Annotated in this window: 15 protein-coding genes and 1 pseudogene; 5 read left to right on the top strand and 11 right to left on the bottom strand. The window is 71.4% G+C overall.

Translation table 11 applies throughout. From position 1 onward, the window contains the following. Positions 1–23 precede the first annotated feature (23 nt). The 3 genes from ETD83_RS14080 to ETD83_RS14070 all read right to left on the bottom strand — a co-directional run bounded on the left by ETD83_RS14080 (position 24) and on the right by ETD83_RS14070 (position 7,472). Positions 24–4,628 carry a DUF6603 domain-containing protein gene (locus ETD83_RS14080; RefSeq protein ID WP_138645564.1) on the bottom strand — a complete coding sequence of 1,535 codons (4,605 nt, stop codon included), beginning with the start codon at positions 4,626–4,628 and terminating at the stop codon, positions 24–26. Beyond that, on the bottom strand, positions 4,625–6,526 hold the full coding sequence (locus ETD83_RS14075; protein ID WP_171064192.1) for a S8 family serine peptidase: 1,902 nt from the start codon (positions 6,524–6,526) through the stop codon (positions 4,625–4,627). The genes ETD83_RS14080 and ETD83_RS14075 overlap by 4 nt, the downstream gene beginning before the upstream one ends. Positions 6,527–6,845: 319 nt before the next feature. Continuing rightward, positions 6,846–7,472 carry an SUKH-4 family immunity protein gene (locus tag ETD83_RS14070; protein ID WP_138645562.1) on the bottom strand — a complete coding sequence of 209 codons (627 nt, stop codon included), beginning with the start codon at positions 7,470–7,472 and terminating at the stop codon, positions 6,846–6,848. 183 nt (positions 7,473–7,655) lie between these two features. Here ETD83_RS14070 and ETD83_RS14065 point away from each other — a divergent pair, with 183 nt between their 5' ends. The 3 genes and pseudogenes from ETD83_RS14065 (at position 7,656) to ETD83_RS44415 (ending at position 9,459) form a co-directional block, all read left to right on the top strand. Then, positions 7,656–7,946 (top strand): hypothetical protein, encoded by a 291-nt coding sequence (locus ETD83_RS14065; protein ID WP_138645561.1) that lies wholly within the window; start codon positions 7,656–7,658, stop codon positions 7,944–7,946. Positions 7,947–8,340: 394 nt separating this feature from the next. Further along, a pseudogene (gene lexA / locus ETD83_RS44420) lies at positions 8,341–9,033 on the top strand (transcriptional repressor LexA); the annotation flags it as partial. Further along, positions 9,010–9,459, top strand: a complete 450-nt coding sequence (locus tag ETD83_RS44415; RefSeq protein ID WP_268920452.1) for a tetratricopeptide repeat protein — start codon at positions 9,010–9,012, stop codon at positions 9,457–9,459. The pseudogene lexA and the gene ETD83_RS44415, both read left to right, overlap by 24 nt. Before the next feature lie 61 nt (positions 9,460–9,520). Here ETD83_RS44415 and ETD83_RS14055 read toward each other — a convergent pair whose 3' ends face one another. The 5 genes from ETD83_RS14055 to ETD83_RS14035 form a co-directional block, all read right to left on the bottom strand. Continuing rightward, on the bottom strand, positions 9,521–9,952 hold the full coding sequence (locus tag ETD83_RS14055; protein ID WP_138645559.1) for an RNA-binding S4 domain-containing protein: 432 nt from the start codon (positions 9,950–9,952) through the stop codon (positions 9,521–9,523). A gap of 12 nt (positions 9,953–9,964) precedes the next feature. Further along, on the bottom strand, positions 9,965–10,939 hold the full coding sequence (locus ETD83_RS14050) for a 1-acyl-sn-glycerol-3-phosphate acyltransferase (protein WP_138645558.1): 975 nt from the start codon (positions 10,937–10,939) through the stop codon (positions 9,965–9,967). Between the two features lies 1 nt (position 10,940). Then, positions 10,941–11,780, bottom strand: coding sequence for a patatin-like phospholipase family protein (locus ETD83_RS14045; protein WP_230420899.1), 840 nt, complete (start codon positions 11,778–11,780; stop codon positions 10,941–10,943). Positions 11,781–11,864: 84 nt separating this feature from the next. Further along, complete coding sequence (locus ETD83_RS14040) at positions 11,865–13,787, bottom strand: glycoside hydrolase family 3 protein (protein WP_230420898.1); 1,923 nt, start codon at positions 13,785–13,787, stop codon at positions 11,865–11,867. A gap of 330 nt (positions 13,788–14,117) precedes the next feature. Then, complete coding sequence (locus tag ETD83_RS14035) at positions 14,118–15,173, bottom strand: DUF2382 domain-containing protein (RefSeq protein WP_205717658.1); 1,056 nt, start codon at positions 15,171–15,173, stop codon at positions 14,118–14,120. Between the two features lie 382 nt (positions 15,174–15,555). Between ETD83_RS14035 and ETD83_RS14030 the strand changes: the two genes are divergently transcribed. Continuing rightward, positions 15,556–16,599: a matrixin family metalloprotease gene (locus tag ETD83_RS14030; protein ID WP_138645557.1), complete on the top strand. Its 1,044-nt coding sequence runs from the start codon at positions 15,556–15,558 to the stop codon at positions 16,597–16,599. Between the two features lie 97 nt (positions 16,600–16,696). On the opposite strand, the gene ETD83_RS14025 is transcribed toward ETD83_RS14030, so the two are convergent. From ETD83_RS14025 to ETD83_RS14015, 3 genes are all read right to left on the bottom strand, one after another. Further along, entirely contained in the window at positions 16,697–17,293 is a 597-nt protein-coding gene (locus ETD83_RS14025; RefSeq protein ID WP_171064191.1) for a class E sortase, read from the bottom strand. Between the two features lie 171 nt (positions 17,294–17,464). Beyond that, entirely contained in the window at positions 17,465–18,691 is a 1,227-nt protein-coding gene (locus tag ETD83_RS44410; protein ID WP_138645555.1) for a chaplin family protein, read from the bottom strand. Between the two features lie 210 nt (positions 18,692–18,901). Next, on the bottom strand, positions 18,902–19,813 hold the full coding sequence (locus ETD83_RS14015; RefSeq protein ID WP_138645554.1) for a hypothetical protein: 912 nt from the start codon (positions 19,811–19,813) through the stop codon (positions 18,902–18,904). Positions 19,814–20,169: 356 nt separating this feature from the next. Between ETD83_RS14015 and ETD83_RS14010 the strand changes: the two genes are divergently transcribed. Further along, positions 20,170–20,412, top strand: coding sequence for a hypothetical protein (locus tag ETD83_RS14010; protein WP_138645553.1), 243 nt, complete (start codon positions 20,170–20,172; stop codon positions 20,410–20,412). Positions 20,413–20,542: the final 130 nt, after the last annotated feature.

Here is a 20,542-nt window from a genome sequence, read left to right as displayed (position 1 = left end):
TTGCACCCTTCGTCAGGGGGTCTTCAGGGGAGGTAGATCTCGGCGGTGGCGGCCGGGACCGTGGGATCGGGGCCGGGTGCGGCCGCTCCGGCCAAGGCCAGACCGCCGGTCACGAACACCCGGCCGTCCGCGAGGTCGACGGCCGGGAAATCCCATCGGCCCGTGCCCAGGGGGGCGGTGGTCGTCCAGGTGCCGGAGCTAGGGTCGAAGACAATGGCGCTGCGATAACCGGCGGTGGGGCGTGGCCGTCCGGTGCCGCCGGTCACGACCACGCCGGCGGGCGTCCAGACGCCGCGGTGCCCGCTGCGTCCACCGCCCGGCATGTCCGCGACGCGGGTCCAGGTCCCGGTTTCCGGGTCGTACAGTTCGGCCGAGGCCAGGCTGTCCGGGCGGTACGGCACGGCCGGCACCGCGTCGCCTCCGGTGACGAGCACCCGGCCGTCGCCCAGCAGCGTCGCCTGATGGCCCTTCCGCGGGACGTGGAGGCTGCCGGTCGGCGTCCATGATCCGGTCTCCGGGTCGTAGATCTCGCAGAACGCGAGCGCGCGCTCGCCCTCGCCGGTCGGCAGCGCGCCGCCGATGACGAGCACCTTGCCGTCGAGCGGCACGGCCTGATGGCCGGTGCGGGCGCAGTTCATCGGCTTGACCTCGGCCCAGGTCAGCGTCCCCGGATCGAGCAGCTCGGCCGACGCCAGCGCGGCGCCCCGGGCTCCGGTGCCGCCCGCGACCAGCAGCCGCTCGCCGGCCGCCGTGGCGGAATGCCCGGATCTGGCGGTGTTCAGCGTTGTCTGCGGGGTGCTCCAGACGGCGGCGACCGGCTCGAACACCTCGAACGAGGCCAGTGGGGCGTTGCCGGCGCCGAGCCCGCCCGCGGCGACGACCCGTCCGTCCGCGAGCTTCGTCGTCGTGTGCCGCCGCCGGGCCGTCCCCAGCGGTGGGGTCGCGTCGGCCCAGGTCGCGGCGATCGGGTCGTACACGGCGGCGGCGGCCACGGCCTTCCCGGCGGCGTCGGCGCCGCCCGCGATGAGCACCTTGCCGCCGGTCAGCCGTACCGCGTCGGCGCCCGAGACGGCGGACGGCGGCGGGTTCGCCACCGTCCAGGTTCCCGGCTTGGCCGCCGCGCCTCCGCCGGCCTCGGCCTGGGGCAGCACGTGCAGTTGCCCGGCCAGGGTCGCGTCAGCGCGGATCCAGTCGGCCATCGCGTCGGCGGCGGTCGCCGCGCTACGGAAGCTGGACGTGGTGGAGCCCGCCGCCACGGGCGGGAACGCCTGACGGTTGTTGCGCCGGTACGCGACGACGAAGCGGTCGCCGGTGACGCGCACGGTCTCGTCCGCCGTGAAGGGCTGGCGCAGCCGCGCCTCCCGCTGCGAGATCGGCGAACGCGCGGTGCTGCTGCCGTCCAGCAACTGCCCGAACACCGCCGGTGGCGGGCTGTAGAGCTTCGGCGCCCGGGGCGCCGCCACCTCGGCCGCCTGCCCGTTCGCGGCAGTGCGCACGCTCGTCGTCGGCCTTGGGGGTCTGCTGTCGATGATGTGCAGCTCGTACCGCGCGCTGCGCCGTACCACCCGCGGTGACGCGATCGCGCCCTTCTCGGCGGTCAGCTCAATACCGGCGTCCTGCTTCTCGTAGGCGGGACGCGACAGCTTCGCGGCGTCGTCCATGTCCTGGAACTGGGCCATGGCGAACTGGTCGTCGGTGTCCGACGCCCGCTCCAGGCCGCTGCCCCGTACCGGCGCGACGGTGAACCGCTTGCCGTCGCTCGGCCGCTGCGCGCCGACCCGGTCGATCCGCACGCCGAGCGGAATGGCCCGCTGGTGGATGAACAGCGTGCCGAGCGGATGCAGCACCAGCTCGTCGCCCGCGGGCAACTGGCGCAGCGTGACCAGCGGGTTCGCGCCGCCCGCCGGGAGCCGGGTCTGCCAGCCCTCCGGCTTGCGCACCTCGCGCTCCAGCAGTTCGAGCACCGCGACCGGCGGCAGCGTGGTGGCGCGCTCCTCGCCCCAGGAGATGTCGAAGTCCGCGGAGATCTCGAAGAACAGCAGGGAGATCGAGCCGCGGCCGTGCGCCCGCCACGCGGACGGTCCCTCCAGCTTGAAGCGCAGGTCGATGCCGAACAGGCCGACCCCGAACGCCTTCAGCGAGACGCCCGCGGAGATCTCGATGACGAACGCGAACGGCGAGAACCGGAAGAGCGCGTCGAACGCGAGGTGCCCCTCCAGGCCGAAGTCGTCGAAGCCGAGCCGGATCTCCGCCTTCGCGCCAAACTGGGCCGTGTTGCTGGTGACCGCGAAGTAGCCGGACACCCGGATCAGCCGTCCGGGGGCGTTCAGGATGTCCATCGACACCCGCGGCGGGATCGGGAACGGCAGCGGCGGCGGCTTGAACGACGGGTGGAACCCGCCGACCGAGAGGACGAAGTCGGGATTGTCCCCCATGTCGATGAGGAGGCCCATCCCGCCGTCGATGGTGATGGTCAGGACACGGGAGTCGAACAGCTGCGCGTAGAACCACAGCCGCGACTTGTCGGCCTCGAAAGCGCCGATGAAGTTGACCTGCAGGACGAGCAGCGCCACGTCCTCGCTGGGCAGGGCGCACTTGAGCACGCCGAGGATCGCGATGTTCCCCGGCGGGATCTCGACGATCACCCCGAGCGAGACGCTGACCAGGGTCGGCGTGCCCCAGCCGATCTTCGCCATCGGCCCGACGAGGAAGCGGCCCTCCTCCGGCGGGAAGAACCTGCGCAGGTCGCTGACGATCCGCGGCGCGTTCGCGATCACGTCGCGCGGGAACATCACCGACTCGACGGCCCCGGTGACGACCCCTTCGGCGAGCGCCGCGAGGTCCATCCTGCGGTTCAGCCCGAGGATGCCGCCGACGCCGAGCAGCGTGAACCCGAACCCGAGCTGGATCCCGCCCCCGCCGAACTCGGCGGTCAGGATGATCAGCAGCGAGAACCCGGGCCGTCCGTCCGGCATCCGGGTGGTGATCAGCCCGATCGCCTTGACCTCGATGAACCCGGCGAACTCCAGCTCCAGCGCCCCGGCGTACTCCCCCCGGTCCGGGTCGAAGGACAGGTACCCGCCGCCCGCCACGATCCCGGCGTCGATCGCCAGGCCGACGCCCTTCGGCGGCTTGAACCCGAGCGCGAGGTCGACCGGGCCGAGGTTGCCGCCCCCGTCGGGGAAGCGCGGCGTGGCGACGATGCCGACCCGCTCGACCGACGCCTTGACCGGCCCGAGCGCGCCCTTGAAGTCGGCGGAGACCTCGATCGGCAGGGAACCGTCAGCGGGCAGGCCCACGCTCACGTGCAGGGTCGTGATCTCCAGCGGGCCCAGCTTCAGGTGCAGGGGCAGGGCGAGTTCGAGCGTCTCGCTGCCCTCCAGTTGGAGCCCGGACGACGGCGTCCACAGCAGCCGGAGGTCGAAGTCCGTCTCGAGCTTCGCGCCGACGAGCTTGCTGATGAAGCCGTCGGCTCCCGACAGGTCGATGACCAGGCGGCCGCCGGTGAGCTCCACCTGGGCGGACGGCTCCGCCGTCGCGGTTCCGTCGAGGCCCGCCCGGGCGTTGAGCGACACCCCGAGGCTCGCCGTCTCGATGCTCAGGCCGCCGATCCGGGTGTCGCCGATCAGCATGATCGGCTCACCGGCCTTGCCGACCGTGAACGCGACCGTGACGGAGAACGCGGCCGAGGGCGCGCCCTCCGGGGACACGATCGTCACGTCCAGGCCGGGTGAAAGGCGCAGCTCGGAGCCCGCGGTGAGGTTCCCGTCGACGTCGACGGTGAACGCGGTGCGTTCGCCGAGCGGGAACTGTTCCGTCCCCTTGCCCGCGATGCCGAGCCGCAGCGGGAAGGCGATGCCGCCGTCGCGCACGCCGGCGACGAGCGACGGCCCGATCAGGACGGCGCCGACCCCGCCCGCGCCGGTGGTGATGTACGGGCGGTCGAGGCGTTCGTCTCCGCTGTCCATCAGCTGGGCGAGCAGCTCGAACAGCACCTTCCCGTCGAAGCCGGGCACGCCGAGGCCGTAGGCGTCGCGGAGCACCGACAGCGGGTTCCCGAGGAACAGCCCGATGCGGTCCCAGCGGATCGTCCAGGAGAAGTGCGGCGGGAACATCGGGTCGACCGGATCGCCACCGTGGTCGCGCCCTTCGAGCAGCCCGGACGCGGCGAGGAACATCGTGACCTTGGGCAGCCGGACGCGGAGCCGGTCGACGACCATGCGGGTGACGATCAGGCCGGGCAGATCGTCCAGCAGCGCCCGCGCCCTGGCGCGTTGCTCGGGCGTGATCGAGGACGAGTTCAGCGCCGCGTTCACGCCGTTCTCCACGTTCGCCAGCCCGGTCAGGACCGTGGCGATCCGCTGCGCGACCGCGGCCCCGTTGGCCGTGATCCCGATGCCGTCGTCGGTGTCGATCGCCACGTTCAGCGCGGTGACGAAGTTGCCGAGGTCGGCGACCGCGCGGGCGGTGTCCGCCGCGGCGCCCGCCACTCCGGCGAGCGCGGCGTGGTCGATCGCGACGCCGAACTCGACGAGCATCTCGCCCGGATCGGCCAGGGCCCCGGCGAGCGGCCGCAGCGCCTCGCCGATCAGCGCCGCGACCCGTTCGAACGTTCCGGCGTCGCTCATGGCGTGCTCGCTGGGGTCGCCGCCAGCGCAGCGGCCGCGTCGAGCTTGCCCGCGCCCCACACGGCGTTGGGCAGCACGAGCTCGGGCGGGATGTGGTCCTTCTTCGTCGTCGCGGCAAGGATCCGCCGCACGTCGACATACGTGAGCGTCGGGTTCTTCTGGAACATCAGCGCGATGACCCCGGTCACGTGCGGCGCGGCCTGGCTCGTGCCGGAGAAGATGACGTGGTGGTCGAGCATCCAGCCGCCGAAGCGGGCCCTGATCAACTCCGGGCGCCTTTCCTCCGAGTCACAGGAGGAGATGATCCGCCGGCCGGGCGCGACCATGTGGGGGCGGACGCGATCGGGCGGCACTCCGGACGCGCTGTCCAGGCCGCGGCTCGAGCTTTCCGCGATCGAGCCGTAGGACTTGAAGTCGCTGCCCGGCTCGGAGGTGTAGGCGCCGACCGCGATGACGCTGCGGGCCGTGGCCGGCGAGGTGACGGTGTTGTCGGTGATGTTGTCGCCGATCGCGAGCTGCGGCCACGCGTCGAGGTTCTCCCGCTCGACCCACACGTCGACCGCTGCCGCCGCACCGCCGATCTCGTGCAGCTCGATCTTCCAGATCCCTCTGCGCACAGGACCTACGAACGTCACGTCGATCTTCCGCTTGCCGTTGTTCGGGTCGGGCTGCGGCGGCGACACGACGCTCGCGACCTTTGTGCCGCCGATGGAGATCGTGCTCTGCTGGCCCGGCTGCGTCCACCCGCTCGGGGTCGACCGCGGCGGCGTGAGGCGTAACTCGATCTTCGCCGCGCCGTCGTACCAGAAGTAGAGCTGATCGTCGTTGCGGTCGTCGGACAGCTTGCTCCCGTTGGGGAAGACGATCTCTTCCACCTCGAGCCGGAACGACACGTTGCCGGACGCGTTGATGTTCTTGCGGCCGTGGCGGCGGGCATCGCCCTCGTTTCCGGCGGAGACCACGATCGCCCGCCCGGGGATGGGGTCGCCGTTCGCGTCGTGCATCAGCTTGTCGATCGCCAGCTCCATCGCGGTCGACCCGTCGCGCGCCCCTTCGTGTGTGCCGAAGCTCATGTTGATGACGCAGGGGGCGCCGCGCTTCGCCGCGAGCTGGTGGATCAGCGCGGCGGCCTCGCTGACTCCTTTGGCGGTGGTGAGCATGGCCGCGTTGGCGAAGACGAGGTCGGCCTCGGGTGCGACGCCCACGAACGTGAACGGCGCGAACGGTCCGTCCCTTCTCGACCCGCTGCCCGCGGCGATGCCGGCGACGTGCGTGCCGTGGTCGAACTCGGCGCTGGTCCAGATCTCGTGGAAGAGGTTGTGAGCGACGACATGGGCGACGGCGGCCTCGTCCCACCAGACGCCGTAGTTGAGCCCGGCCGAGAACCCGAATTCGCTCGGCGGCTTCTGTCCCGGCTTGGGTCCGGAGATCTGGTCCCAGTAGCCGATGATGCGCGACTTCGGCGGCGTCGTGTTCGGCACGACGAACGTCGGGTGGGTGACCGTCAGGCGATTGTCGATGACGCCGACGAGGACGCCCTTGCCGGTGAGGCCGGGCAGGCCGCCCGCGTTGTACGGCGGCGAGTTCGCGCGGAGCGAGGTGGCCTTGATCTCGCCCATGCTGCGATCGATGTGCAGATGCGGGCGCGCGGACGCGGCGATCCAGCGGACACCGGCGGTCGCGGCGAGCTCGGCGACGTCGGCGAGGGCGACCGACCCGGTGACGAGATCGCCGTTGACGTGGCCCGGGTCGAAGCCCGCCTCGGACATCTCGTCGAGGTCGCCGTCCTCGTCGAACGTGACGAACACGTCGATGCGCTCGTCCGGATCCGCGCCGCGCCCTTCCCAGTGCAGGAGGGCGCGGAGCACCTCCGCGTCGCAGTTCGAGCACGTTGTCAAAGCCGACGTCGAAGTGACGATCCCCGGGTGAGCGGCAGTCGCGCCAGGTTCGCTTGCGATCGCCATGACAACCCCTTAACTCGCGCCCGCTGGCAAGGTGACACAGAAACGCACCGGCTTAACAGTCCGTGGCCAGTCTCGGCCTCTCCGTAGTCCCCCGTCGCGGTCTCGAATCGCCCTCCGAGGTGCACCGACATTGGATCGACCGCAAAGATGATCAGCGCGCCGCCCCAGAAGCGACCTGATATACGTGAGCGGGCGGGCGTTCGCGGCCGAGAGAATCCTCTTCCGCGCGCCTATACGCCTTCCAGTGGGGTGGTCAGTAGAGCCATCGGTCGAGCACGGCAGGCCAGAAATGAGTCTGGTGGTCGCCGTCCCCAATGGCGGGCGGGTCGAGCACCCCGATCTGCGCCAACAGGTCGGCGAGTTCCGCCAGTGCCTTCTCCTCGGTTTGCTCGTCCTCGTCCCAGTGGCCGATGACCTCCGAGCCGGTCAGTCGGCTGCCGACCAGATGCAGCGAACACAGCCAATGGTTGATCGTCGAGTTGACGAACCGCGCGCCGCCGTCCGGCGACTCTGTCTGCCGCACCTCGCCGCTTCCCGCCACAGCGCCGTACTCCCAGGCCAAGCTGGACGCTTCGTCGCTGAGACGCGCCAATCGGTACATCGTCGGCTCCGCATGGAACGACACTGTGCGGCTCGGTAATGACCGTTGGCGGCGTCCCAGCTCTTTTGGTCGCCGGCCGCGAGTTCGCGAGCGAACCACTCCAGCCGCCAGACCCCACGGTTCAGATGGTGGCCCGCCTCGATGGTGGCCGCATCGACGCTCGTCCCAGCGAGTCAGGGTCTCCCGCCGGTAACGGGCACGCTCGTGGAGCACCGTCACCAGATACGACATGGCGGCGCCGACGACCACCGCCGCAAGGGTCCAGACCTGGCTCGCCATCCCGCTCCGCCTCCTGTGCTGGAGTGTCCCACCGGCCGATCCACGGTCAAGGAAATGTCACGGGCTGATTTTCGGACCAGGTACGTAATGAGTGCTGCGGGTTCGGCGGCTGTGTGTGGGGGGGCGCTTCGTGATGTCGGAAAGTGATTTAAACGGTTCGGGCGTCTGGGGCGATGTGGGTGTGTGACGGTGTTCAGAGGTTCGGTAGGGGTCTGGTGGACGGCGGCGTCCGCTGCGGTCGCCAATGCGATCTCTTGGCAGGTGGGGGCGGTCATGGTGGTCGGGCTGGTCGCGCATGGCACCTTCTCGCTGCTGGGTGAATGGCAGCGGCGGAAGACCTTTCGGGAGCTTGTCGCCGAGGCGCCGACCGGGACCGTGGTGCGCCAGGAGGACGATCTCAGGGGGCGGTCCATGACCGTTACGCTCGGGTCCGGTGAGCCGCAGCTTCGGGCGGTCGTTGAGGATCAGGGGTGAGGCGCCGGGTCTCGAAAGAGACCGCGCTGGCCGTCGAGGAGTTGTTCCGTGAGGCCGCCGACGACCTCTATCGCTTCGCGTGCACGTTACCGGGCGTGACCCGCCATCAGGCGGAGGACCTTGTCCAGCACGCCTTTCATGACGCTGTGAGGTAGTGAACGACGAGAACGAGAATGCGACCGAGGGATCGGCTGCTGACCTCTATAAAACGGCGCACCGGCAGGCGGCTGCCGCTCAGCCTCCCTACGATGTCGAGGCCGGGCTGCGTCGGCTGAAAGGCTGGATCGCCGATGAGGCCGGTGATGTGGCGGAATCCTCGTCCAGTGTGGGCAGGCCCGGCGGCGCGGGTGGGAGGGGTCGATCCCGCTGGCAGAGCTGGTTGGCCGTCGAGCCGATGAGGACCGCGAGCCGTTCCGGCGTCGCGGCCACCGCTGTTCAGCCCCACGACGAGAGCGATCTCAGCGTCCGCCAGAAAATGGTGCTGGAGGCCGTCCGTCAGTCGATTCAGCAGCGTGGGCACCCGCCTTCGCTGCGGGAGATCGGCGAGGCGGTCGGGCTGACGAGTACGTCGAGTGTGACGTATCAGCTGCGTGCGCTTGAGCGAAAAGGTTATCTGCGCAAGGACCCGAATCGGCCGAGGGCTGTAGAGGTGCGGGTGCCGCCGGGAAGCGTCCCGGCACTGACCCCTGCCAGCGCATCGCAGGGCGCCCCACCCGGGTCCAGCATGGTGCCTTTGGTGGGACGGATCGCGGCGGGCGGGCCGATTCTGGCCGAGGAGGCCGTCGAGGACGTGTTCAGCCTGCCCGGGCAACTACTCGGCGAGGGCGCTCATTTCGCGCTGAAAGTCGTGGGCGATTCGATGACCGGAGTGTCGATCGCTGACGGCGACTGGGTGGTGGTGCGCCAGCAGCCGGTCGCGGAGAACGGCGACATCGTCGCCGCCATGATCGACGGTGAGGCGACGGTGAAAACGTTCCGGCGCGCCGACGGCCATGTCTGGCTGGTCCCGCAGAACAGCGCGTATGAGCCGATCCCCGGGGACGACGCTTCGGTGCTCGGGCGCGTGGTCGTCGTCCTGCACAAGCTCTCCGAGGAGAGTCGGCCTTCGCCGTCGTCTGACATCGTGGCCGCTGATGACGACTCGGTCGCTGTTCAGCGTCCGCGTGGTCATCTCGGACGGATCGTCGCCGCGTACGAGCAGGTCATGGCCGAGCGGGAGCGGGAGCTCGGCGCCGAGCATCCTGACACGCTGGCCATCGGTCACAACCTCGCGCTGGCCTGCCAGGCAGTCGGCGACCACGACCGCGCAAAGGCACTGTTCGAGCAGGTCATGGCGCTGCGGGAGCGAGTGCTCGGTCCCGGGCATCCCGACACGCTGGCCATCGGCCACAACCTCGCGCTGGCCTACCAGGCAGTCGGCGACCACGACCGCGCCGAGGCGCTGTTCGAGCGGTCCTTCGGTGCCGTGCAGGGGCTTGTCCAGGAACCTTCCGGGGATGGAGAGCCCGTTTGATCGATCTGTACGAGGCGGTGAAGGTCCCGAGGTCGCCTAGCGTCGCCGCCTAGGCGACGGGTCAGTCCTGTGGGCGCTCCGAAGGTGGCTTGGTGTGTTCGGGGTCCTCTTTGAGGGTGCGGTAGCGGTCGAGGATGCGTTCCAGCTCGCGGCGTTCCCGTTTGGTGGGACGGCCCGCGCCGCGGTCGCGGCGGCCGACCGGGATGAGCGCCTCGCGCGGCGGCGGGGGCGGGCTCTTGTCGATCAGGCATTCCTGCGCGGCGGGCGCCCCGACCCGCTTGCGGATGATCCGCTGGACGATGACGACGCGTTCCCGTCCGTCATGGCGGAGCCGGATCTCGTCGCCGGGCTTCACGGCCGTGGACGGCTTCGCGCGCTCGTTGTTCACGCGGACATGGCCCGCGCGGCAGGCGGTCGTCGCCATCGAGCGGGTCTTCAGCAGGCGCACGGACCAGATCCACAGGTCGACCCGCACCGTCCCCTCGTCGCCCATACGTCCATGATGTCACTCGGGGGCGGGTGCGCGGTTGGCGGTGATCCACGCGTCGGCGCGCTCCCACTGGGTGTAGAGCCAGTCGGTGCGGGCGTCGCGGTCGCGCGGGACGTCCTCGGCGGGGATCCGCCACCAGCGGGCTCGGACGGGCCCGGTCAGCGGGACGCGCCGCCACACGTCACCGGCCGTGGCGATGTGGTCGAGCCCGATGTGCGCGACGAACACGACGTCCGCGGACGGGGCTGACTCCAGCGCCGCCAGCACGCCGCCCGGGCGCGGTGGCATCAGGTTCCGCATCGCGGCGGCGCGTTCGGCCTCGGCCCGACGGTGCAGCCGGGCCAGGCGGCGGATCGCGCGCCGCCGCCGCTCCGGGGTGAAGTTGCCGCCCTCGGGGAAGATCAGGAGCGCGTCGCGGGGGCGGAGGTCCCGGGCGAGGCGGCCGATGTCCTCGGCGGCGCCGCCGCCCGGTGTGACGAACACGTTCGGCAGGCGGTTGGCGGCGATGTCGACGCACGGGTCGAGCTGGAGCTGCGCCTTCATGACGACGCGGGGGCGTCGCCGGTAGTCGGTCAGCAGGTGGTGGACGAGGAGCAGCGCGTCGCCCGGGCCCGCATGGCGGCTGAGGACGATGAGCGGACGGTCGCCCGCACCGTCCCCGCCGTCGCGGGGGCCCTCGATCTCGATGCTGAGGCCGAGGTGCCGCTCGGCGACCGCGTACAGGGCGGCGACGTAGCGGCGGATGATGTCGTAGTGCCGGTCGTCATGGGCACGTCCCCGGCACCACAGCCACCCGCATTCCAGGACGGCGGCGGACTCCCGCGTCCCCCAGGCCAGCGCGAAACGCAGCAGCCGGGCGGCGCGCCGGCGGTCGCGTCCGAGCACCCAGGCCGTCCCGTAGGCGACCGGGAACACCACGACGATCAGCAGGGTGAGGACGAACAGCAGCGGCGTGAACACCAGGCGGCGGACGACGGAGGGCGGCAGCATCTCACGCTCGTTCCTTGAGGTAGCTCAAGGATGCCTGGTAGGCGCGCTCGATGTGCGCGGCGATTCCCGACGTGTTCCGGTACCGCACCTGCGCGAGGTCGACCCCGGCGCGCCGGGCCCCGCTTCCCGCCGGGAGGACGTGCACGGTCAGGCCGTCCGGAAGGGCCGCCATCTCCTCGAAGAAGCGGTGCCGGCGCGCGATCTCGAACGCGACCAGGCCGACCTCCCACGGGCGGCGCGGCGGCAGCAGGTCCCGTTCGATGCGGCCGACGTGGAGGACGTAGATGGTGGTCGCGCCGAGCATCACGGCGCGGCCGACCGGGATGCTGTGCACGAGCCCGCCGTCGAAGTAGTGCCGGTCACCGATGTGGACGGGCGGCAGCAGCCCCGGCGCGGCGGACGAGGCCAGCACCGCGGGGATGAGCGGTCCTCCGGTGAACCAGTGCGCCATCGCCGTCTCGATCCCGGCGGCGACGCACTGGAACGGGACGGTCAGCTCCTCGAACGTCCGGACGGGCAGCAGCTCGTCCAGCATCCGGCGCAGGGGCTCGTTGGAGTGCAGGTGCGTGCCGGAGCGGGCGAGGGTCCACAGCCGTCCCCAGACGCGCGACCCGAACACGTTGCGGACGGAGTCGTCCGACCACAGGCTGGTGAGCCGCTCCACCGCGGCCGCCCCCGGCCCGGCCGCGACGAACGCGCCGTTCAGGGCGCCGATGGACGTCCCGACGACCAGGTCGGGCCGGACGCCGGTCTCCTCCAGCGCCCGCAGCATTCCGACCTCGTGCGCGCCGAGCACACCGCCGCCGCCGAGCACGAACGCGACCCGCGGCTCTCGTTCCACCCGTCCACGGCCTCCTTCCAAGGGACGCTGAAGGCAACGTCTCCCCCGACGATGGCACTAAACGGCCCGCATCGTGGGCGACGGTCAGTGGGTGCGGGCTCCGGTTCGGAGGCCGTGGGCGTAGGGGAACAGCGGCTTGTAGGTCCGGTCGCCGATGTTGATGGGCTCCTGGTCCTCGCTGCGCGGCCAGGTCACCGGGAGGCGGCCGGTGAACGGGCGCTTGCCGAACAGGACGTCGGCCACGCCGGCGCCCTCGCTGCCGGGCAGCCAGGACATGACGAACGCGTCCATCGCGGGGAGCCGGTCGGTGACGATCTGCGGGCGTCCGGCCACGTCGAGGACGACGCAGGTCCTGATCGCGCCGCAGACCCGGTCGATGTTCGCCTTGTCGGCGTCCGGCAGGTTCAGCGTGTGGCCGTTGCCGACGTCGCCGAGGCCCTCCGCGTAGGGCCTCTCGCCGATCACGACGATGCCGGCGTCATGGCCCGCCATCGGCGCCGACGCGTCCGCGCTGTAGGTGACGTTGGACGAGTTCTGCCTGATCCCGTCCAGGATCGTCGTGCCGGGGATGATGTCGCCGGACGATCCCTGCCACGTGACCGTCCAGCCGCCGGCCTGGTTGCCGATGTCGTCGGCGTTGACGCCCGCGACGTAGATCTCCTCGTCCGCCGCCAGCGGCAGCGCCTGCCCGGAGTTCTTCAGCAGCACCTGGGATTCGGCGACGGCCCGGCGGGCGACGGCGCGGTGCTCGGGCGAGCCGATCGTCCCGGCGTACCGGCGGTCGGTGTACGGGTTCTCGAAGAGGCCGAGCTCGAACTTCGCCTTCAGGATGCGGCGGACGGCGTCGTCGACGCGGGCCGTCTCCACCCGCCCGGCCTGGACCTCCGCGAGCAGCGTCCGCGTGAACTGCGGGGCGGTGTGCGGCTCCATGAACATGTCCATGCCCGCGTTGACGGAGGTGCGGACCTGCGTGGCGTAGTCGCCCGGGATCTGCTGGATGGCCGCCCAGTCGCTGATGAGGAACCCGTCGAACCCGATCTTCCGCTTCAGGACGTCGGTCAGCAGTTCCTTGCTCGCGCTCATGCGCACCGGGTTGCCGACGCCGTCCTCCTTCCAGTCGACGCTGGAGAACGACGGCATGATGCTGCCGACGCCGTATTTCCGTACGGCCGTCACATAGGGCGCCAGGTCGATCCGCCCGAACGTGCGGCGGTCGGTGACGGTGACGCCCTGGTCGATGGTGAACGTCCCGGTGGTGGACGAACCGAACACCGTGTCGCCGTCCCCTGCGTAGTGCTTGGCGGTCGCGAGGACGTGCCTAGGGCTCGAAAGGTCGCGCTTGTGGCGCCCCTGGAAGCCCTCGATTCCGGTCTCCATCTCGATGACGAGCCCTGGGTCCTCGCCGTAGCTCTCGTACGTCCGGCCCCAGCGCAGGTCACGGACGACGCAGACGCACGGCGCGAAGACCCACTGCGGGCCGGTCGCCTTCGTCTCGATGGCGGTGATCTGCTGTTCCTCGCGCACCAGCGCGGGGTCGCGGGTGGCGCCCATGGCGAGGTTGTGCGGGAAGATCGTGGCGCCGATGAGGTTGTTGTGGCCGTGGACGGAGTCGATCCCGTACAGCAGCGGGATCTTCAGCCGGGTGGCGAGGGCCTTCGACTGGTAGGCGTCCACCATGTCCGCCCAGCCCTTGGGCGTGTTGTCGGCGGGGACCGAACCGCCGCCCGACAGCACCGACCCGAGCCCCAGCGTCGTGATCTGGTCGCGGTCGCCGTCGATGGCGACGCGCTCGGCCTGGGTCATCTGGCCGATCTTCTCTTGCAGGGTCATGCGGCCGAGCAGGTCGTCGACCCGCTCCGCCACGGGCAGCCGCGCGTCGAGATAGGCGGCGGGCCTGCCGTCGGCCGTTGCGGGCTGCGCCGCGATGACCGGCGCGGCGACGGTCGCGAACGCGGCCAGTGATCGCCCGATCCGGGTGGCGATGACGCGCCTGTGGGGGTGTGGCAACTCGTCCCTCCTGGGTCGCTCCAAGGACGCCACGCGGCCCGGCGGACCGCGCGCCGGGGCCCGGGATCACGGCGCGCCCGGACGGCCATGAACCCTGCACCCGATGTCGTCACCTGGAACCTCTCCCGCACCCCTTCACCTGTCAAGAAACCTGACAGCCGATTGCCACAGTCAGATGAAACCCTGAACGGGACCCTACGAAACCGGCCGCCAGAAGTGACCGGGCCTTTCAACGGAAAAGGACGGGCGCCTGGCCGCGCCGGCGGGTGAAACGGCCGGCCAGGCGCGCCGTCATCCTGGATGGCGCGCAGCACGAGCGGGCGGGACGGGTCACTTGGAGGGGCCCCGCTCCGCGGACGGGTGCTCGCCGCCGGGGCCGTCGTCGCGGGTGACCTCGACGCGCTCCTTGCGGAGTTCGCCGCGGACCGTCTGCTCGTCCTGGACGCGCTCCGTCCGGATCCGGACGCGCTCGACCGGCACGGTCTCCTTCGCGATCACCGGGCGCTCCTCGTAGAGGATCATTTCGAGGTCGTCCTCGGTGATGGTCACGTCCGGGCTCGGCCGGCCGTCCGCGATCGGCTCGCGGTCGACCCTGAACTCGTCGTGCCCCACGGGAACGGTGCGCTCGACCATCTCGGTCTCGATCCACTTGTGGACGTGGACGCGGCCCAGCTCGTGCCGCTCGGTGTCGACGCGCATCCGCTCCTCCGACCGGGTGATCTCGGCGATCGGGGCCCCCGCGTCGCCACGCGCCGGCTGCTGCGGCATCGCCTGCTCGCGGTCGCGGTCGCCCTCCCGGCCGCGGTCGCGCTTGCCCTTGTCGGGACGGACGGCCATCCCGGCCGCACCCGCCATTCCGGCGGTGCCCGCCGCGCCCGCCATCCCCTCCGAGCCCGCGGTGCCGGACGGACCCTGCGATCCGGCCTCGGCCTCCGTACCGCTCTTGGCCTCGGCCTTGCCCTCGGCGCCGGCCGTGCCCTCGGCGCCGGCCGTGCCCTCGGCGCCGGCCGTGCCCTCGGCGCCGGCCGTGCCCTGCGAGGTGTCCGCCTCGCCGCCGGTGCCGCGTCCGGCCGGGGGACGCACGCCGTAGTGGCGGTAGAGGTCGACGATCTGGCCGTGCGACAGATGCTCGTCAGCGTCCACGTTCGGAGCGCCCTTGATGGTCTCCTTGTCGTACGGGACCTGCAGCATGCCCTCGCTCTTCCGCGTCCCGGACAGGGGGACGAAGCTCTCCCGCATGCCGAACCAGCCGGTGTGCACGGTCACCCATTCGGGGGCTCCGGAGTCGTCGTTGAGGTAGACCTGCTTGATCGTGCCGACCTTCGTCCCGTGGGTGTCGGTCACGCTCATGCCCATCAGTTCCCGCACCTGTGTCTGCGTCTGCACGTTGAACACCTCTGCTTCCGTGAACGCTGCCGGACGGCGGGGGGTGAGGGGAGGCGTGCCCGCCACGCGGTAGCGGTGAATCTCGGCCGGACACCGGCAACACCGACGTCTTGTTCTGTTGATCCCGAGTTGCCGGATTACTCCCTGCTTTTCCGTGCAGACCATCGATAAACCCGTTTACCAGATTATTGGCAGCGATTGACCAAAGACTTACGCCCCCTCCCCGCATCACCTCCACGCTTTCCGGCGACAAATTCACCATTCCACCCCATTTCAAATGAAGCCTTTCGCGATATGGTGATCATTTTAGCGAGCGGCGGTTTCCCTTTTCCCGGCTCACGCAAGACTCCGGAGGGACGCTCCCACACATCGGAGAACTGATATGCACGGATTCTCACGCGCCGCCAAAGCGGGGATGGCGACGGCCGCGCTGTCCGCCGCCCTCGCCTGCCCGGCGGCGGCCGGAGCGGTGACCGCCGGGCCGGAAACCGCCGGGCCGGAAACCGCGGCGGCGGCCGTCCGGCCGGGGGCGGCGGCGCGTCCTCCCGCCTGGTGCAGGTCCGGCGAGACGCTGTCCGCCCGCGCGATGCCGCAGAAGGTCAGGATCGCCGACTGCGACCTGCGCGGCCGGGCCGTCCGCGGGCCGAACGGGCTCACCGCGGTCGTCCCCGCCGACGGCACCTCGCTGGTCGCGCACTCGCTGCGCACCGGCGGAGGCTCCGGGCTGCGCATCCTCGTCGACGACCAGGCGGGCGAGATCACCATCACCACGCGCGGCGGGCGGGTGCCTGAGGGCAGGCCCCGCACGTCCCAGGCCCCGCAGGACCCGTGCAGGGACGGCACTCACCGTCTCGAGCCGAGCAAATGGGCGAAGGGCAGCGCCGTCCGATGGCGTTATCACTCGGGGACGGCCGGGCTGCCGAGGTGGGCCGTGGCCAAGGGTGTCTCCAATATGGTCCTCGGCAATACCGACTGCACCGGCCAAGGCCGGTTCGCGACGCCGCCGGACATCGGCGAACGCTATTCCGGGGAGTCGGACAGCGGCCCCAACGTCACCACGGATGCGACCTGCGGCACCCGGGACCGGGTCAACACGTTCGGCGGGAAGGCGATGACGGGCGCGGAGAGCGACGTCCTCGCGGCGACCTGCATCTGGTTCATCGGGACGAGGACCGTCGAGACGGACATGGCGCTGCAGGAGCACGGGAAGCGCTGGTGGACGGACGGGACGTGCACGCCCGGCAGCTATTCGGCCGAGGCGGTCGTGACGCACGAGGCGGGCCACGTCTTCGGGCTGGCACACGTCGAGGGAGCGGACCACGCCAAGCTCACGATGGCGCCCGTCGTGGCGGCCTGCGACAACGGCCCCGCCACCCTAGGCAAGGGCGACCACGACGGCCTGATCGCCCTATACGGCACCCGCTAACAGCCCTCGCCGACAACGCGGCGACGCCGCCCCGGGGACGGCGGTGGACGCTGAGCCGAGTGTCTGGAGCTCAGCGTCCCGCTGCCGGGTGGTGTGGTCAGGTGTTGCGCTTTGAGGTGTGCTTGAGTTTGGCGACGACGACCAGGCGCCGGCGGTCCGAGCCCTTCGGGGTGCAGGTGATGAGGGTGACGTACTCGCCGTCCGGTGCGCTGAGCGGCTTGAACGGCACCGGCTCCAGGGCCCGCCGGTCCCTCGGTTTGATCACGTGCATGCTCCGCATCGTGTAGGTGTAGGACGTGCGGCCCACGCGCAGGACGATCCGGTCGCCGCGCCGCATCCGGTCGAGCTCGTTGAACGGGCGGAGCCAGGTGGTGCGGTGGCCGAGCAGGACCGTGTTGCCCGCCCGTCCGGGAAGGGCCGTCCCCGGGTAGTGCCCGACGCCGCGCCGCAGCACCGGCTCGCTGACACCCTTCCTGACCTCGGCCTTCAGGCCCATCCGTGTGATCCTCAGGTGCGCGATCACCGCGCCCTTCCGCTGACGCGCCGCAGCGGGCACGGCCACGGCCACCGTCCCTGGGCGCGCCTGCGGCTGCGTTCGCACGCGTTCCTGCGCCTGCGCCTGCGGGACGCCCGTAACGGGCAGGCCGCAGCAGACGGCGATGGCCGCCGCCGAGACCGACTTCCGATCGAGCATGGGTTCACTTCCATCGATTCCGGGTTCTGTGGCAAAGGGAAGGGGGCGGCACGTCTGCCGCCCCCTCCCGCTGGGCATCGGCCGCGGATCGTCACCCGCGCCTATGCCGATTCAGTTCAGTGTCGAGCGGCTCGGTTCAGGGCCGGGCGGCTCGGTCCGGTGTCGCGCGGTTCAGTTCAGCACCGGGGAGCCGACCTTGACCGGCACCTCGCCCTTCGTGGGCAGCTTCGGGCCGATCTGCCCGGGCTTCACGTCCACCCCGGGGACCGAGACGGACCGCTTGAGCGAGTCGATGAACCGCTGGACGGCGGGCAGATTGTCCGCCTTCCGGTAGCGGTTCGCGGTGGAGGCGGCCGGACGCGCCATCCGGTACCTGGACGTCGCCGGCTGCGCCTGCTGGACCCTGGACGCGGTGGCCGCCTGCGCCTCCCGGGCCTTGCGCGCGGCGGCCGACTCCGCCTGCCGCCCCTGCGACCGCAGGGTCGACGGCAGCTTCTTGTGCCCGGCCGCGGGCCGGTGCTTGGACGGCTTGTACGGCGGCTTCCGGAGCGTGGGCGGCAGCGGCTTCGGCTTCTCGCCGCCACCGACCGTCGCGCCGCCCTTGCACTGCGCCTGCGCCAGGCCGAGGACGGCGATCGCGTTGCCGCACACGTTCACCGGGATGCTGATCGGCGCGTGCACCTGGTTGCCACCCAGGATGCTGAAGTTGCCCGAGGTCTTCATCTTCGGGTCGTGGCCGGCCTTGCGCTCGACGGACGCGCCGCCCTTGCACTGCGCCCGCGCCAGGCCGAGGACCGCGACGGAGTTGCCGCACACGTTCACCGGGATGCTGATCGGCGCGTACACCTGGTTGCCACCCAGGATGCTGAAGTTGCCGGAGGTCTTCATGCCTCCGCCGCCCTTGCCGCGTGCGCGGTCCCAGATGTCGCCGCCGTCCCGCAGGCCGGTCGCGGTCCGGTGGCCGGAGCTCTCCCAGCCGCCGTGCCGGTGGCCGGACTTGACGCTGGCGCCGCCCTTGCACTGCGCCTTGGCCAGCCCGATGATCGCGATCGCGTTGCCGCAGAGGTCCACGGGGACGCTGATCGGCGCCTTCACCTGGTTGCCGCCGCCGATCGAGAAGTTCCCGGACGTCTCCATGCCGCCGCCGCCACCGCGGCGGGCGTTGTCGACCTTGGCGCCGCCCTTCGACTGGGCCTGCGCCGCCCCGATCGCCCCGACGGCGTTGCCGCTCGCCTCGACCGGGACGGAGATCGGGATCTGCACCTGGTTGCCGCCCAGCACACTGAAGTTGCCGGACGTCGTATCGGCGACGGCCCCGGACCCGAAGGCCGCGCCGACGGCGACGGCGCCCGCGGCCACCAGGGCGGCGCGGCCGGTGTTCCTTGCCCACATGCGCATGGTTTCTCCTGTCGTGTTTCGCGTTCGGTGAATCGGTGGTGATCACTGCGCGGCACCGTCCGGGTGAGCGCAGCCCGCAACCGGCCGGGCAAGGCCGTTGCTGATCGAGGAAAGTCGTTGGGACGTGGCCGGGATCGTCGGAACCGGCCGGGACGGGCGGCGCGCAGACGTGCGCGCGGGCCGTCCGGACGCGAGCCGTCCGGGAACGCCCTAGTCAGGGACGACGGAAGGACCGCCGGGCGCGGACACGTCCGTCAGCGCCGTGCGGTGAAAGGTGCTCGGCTCGACGCCGGGCGGGATCGCCGGGGAGCGGACGCTCCTCAGCTCGGCGACGGGCGCGAGCTGGTGCCCGGCGGAGGAGCCGGTCCACGGCTCGTCCTGGTCGGCGGGCGCCAGCGGACCGCGGCGCTCGCCCTGGCAGCCGGCGCAGTGGCCCGCGTCCCGGTCACCCGGCTCATCGGCCGACGCCTTGGGCGCGGTCGCCGCGCCGTGGCCGCCGGGCCGCGCGGCCGCGACCTCATCGGACGCCGCCTTCGTGCGCCCGTGCTCCGGCCGCTCGGCGTTCGGCGGCCGCAGGGCCCCGTCCAGAGTGGGGTTCGACTTCGCGACTCCAGCGGCGAGGTCGCTCACGATGGGCGCGCGCCGGACGTCCGGTATCCGCACCCGCGGCACCCCGGCCGCGTCGGTCAGGTCCCTCAGCTGGCGGACGGCCCGGTCCTTGCGGTCGAACAACGCGTGCCGCCGCTTCTGCAGATACCGGACGGGGTCGTCCTCGATCTCCCGCACGGGGCCGCGGAGGCCGGCGACGTCGTCGCGCCACGTCCGCAGGACGCGGTCGGGACGGTCACCGGACTCCAACGAGCCGTCCGGCAGCACGCCCGGCTGCGACCCGAGCCCCTTCAGCGGATGGTCGCCGACCTCCTGCACGCGGCTGGACAGGTCGTCCCACGAACCCGGACGGTCTGCGATCAGGCCACCGCCCCCGCGCGGAGCGGAGGCGGCGTTCTCGTGCGGAGCGCTCGGCTGTGCCGCGGAGGCGGGTCCGCCGAGGGCGGACAGGGCCATCCAGCCGGCGATGGCGAAACCGGCGATGGCGATAAGGCGGACAAGGAGCGGAATCACGGCATGGCGCGGCCGACCCAGGGGGCGAACCGCCCCGCTCCGGATCGGTACGGACTCCATTGCCGGTCCCTCCTTGTCGTGGTTCGGTCGGCACGAACGTAGCACCGCTGGACACGCGATCAAGGAGCCATTGTTTTCTCTCCCGGCGTGTCTCCACATCATTTACCGCACCATTAATCTCCCTTTTATCGCGGACGACGATGCCCGTATTGCCGGATTTCGAGGAATTGCGGGCGGATCACGGCGCGGCACCGGTCGTTCACGCGAAGTTGAGGAGGCGGATGGCGGACGGTATCGAGTGCGCTACATTCGGTGAAGCGGGCGGCCGCGGCGGCCGCCCGAGGGAGGAGCCCGCGATGCCCCGCCCCTCGTCCCCGATAGCGCGCCTGCGGCCCGCGCGGCGCCGTTCCGCGCCGCGCCGGTTCGTCACCCGCACCGACCTCCACCTCATCGTGCTGTCCGGCGACCTCGCAGGTGAGAGGGCACGCCGGCGGGGCGCACGGTCCTCCGTCTGGACGCTGTACTCGCGCTGGGAGTGGTCCATGGCCACCGCCCGGGCCGAACGAGCCCGCCGCCGCTCCCGGCCCCCCTGGCGGTAGCGGAACGGCCCGGAGCCGCCCGCCCCGCGCGCACCGCCCGGCACGCCTGGCACCGGAGGAGAATCCTTCACCCCCGCCGCCGCAAGGGATCCGCCCGGCCCTTTTACTCCGCCAGGGCTCCGCTCCGGGG

The sequence above is a fragment of the Actinomadura soli genome (assembly GCF_005889715.1).
Lineage (GTDB): Bacteria > Actinomycetota > Actinomycetes > Streptosporangiales > Streptosporangiaceae > Spirillospora > Spirillospora soli.
Note: the sequence above shows the minus strand (reverse complement) of the source record. Positions and strands in the feature narration are given on the sequence as shown.

What these genes read in the sequence shown, in the direction of transcription:
- ETD83_RS14080 (WP_138645564.1), bottom strand. Translation starts at nt 4,628, where the DNA reads ATGAGCGACGCCGGAACGTTCGAACGGGTCGCGGCGCTGATCGGCGAG.
- ETD83_RS14070 (WP_138645562.1), bottom strand. Translation starts at nt 7,472, where the DNA reads ATGGCGAGCCAGGTCTGGACCCTTGCGGCGGTGGTCGTCGGCGCCGCC.
- ETD83_RS14055 (WP_138645559.1), bottom strand. Translation starts at nt 9,952, where the DNA reads ATGGGCGACGAGGGGACGGTGCGGGTCGACCTGTGGATCTGGTCCGTG.
- ETD83_RS14050 (WP_138645558.1), bottom strand. Translation starts at nt 10,939, where the DNA reads ATGCTGCCGCCCTCCGTCGTCCGCCGCCTGGTGTTCACGCCGCTGCTG.
- ETD83_RS14030 (WP_138645557.1), top strand. Translation starts at nt 15,556, where the DNA reads ATGCACGGATTCTCACGCGCCGCCAAAGCGGGGATGGCGACGGCCGCG.
- ETD83_RS14025 (WP_171064191.1), bottom strand. Translation starts at nt 17,293, where the DNA reads ATGCTCGATCGGAAGTCGGTCTCGGCGGCGGCCATCGCCGTCTGCTGC.
- ETD83_RS44410 (WP_138645555.1), bottom strand. Translation starts at nt 18,691, where the DNA reads ATGCGCATGTGGGCAAGGAACACCGGCCGCGCCGCCCTGGTGGCCGCG.
- ETD83_RS14010 (WP_138645553.1), top strand. Translation starts at nt 20,170, where the DNA reads ATGCCCCGCCCCTCGTCCCCGATAGCGCGCCTGCGGCCCGCGCGGCGC.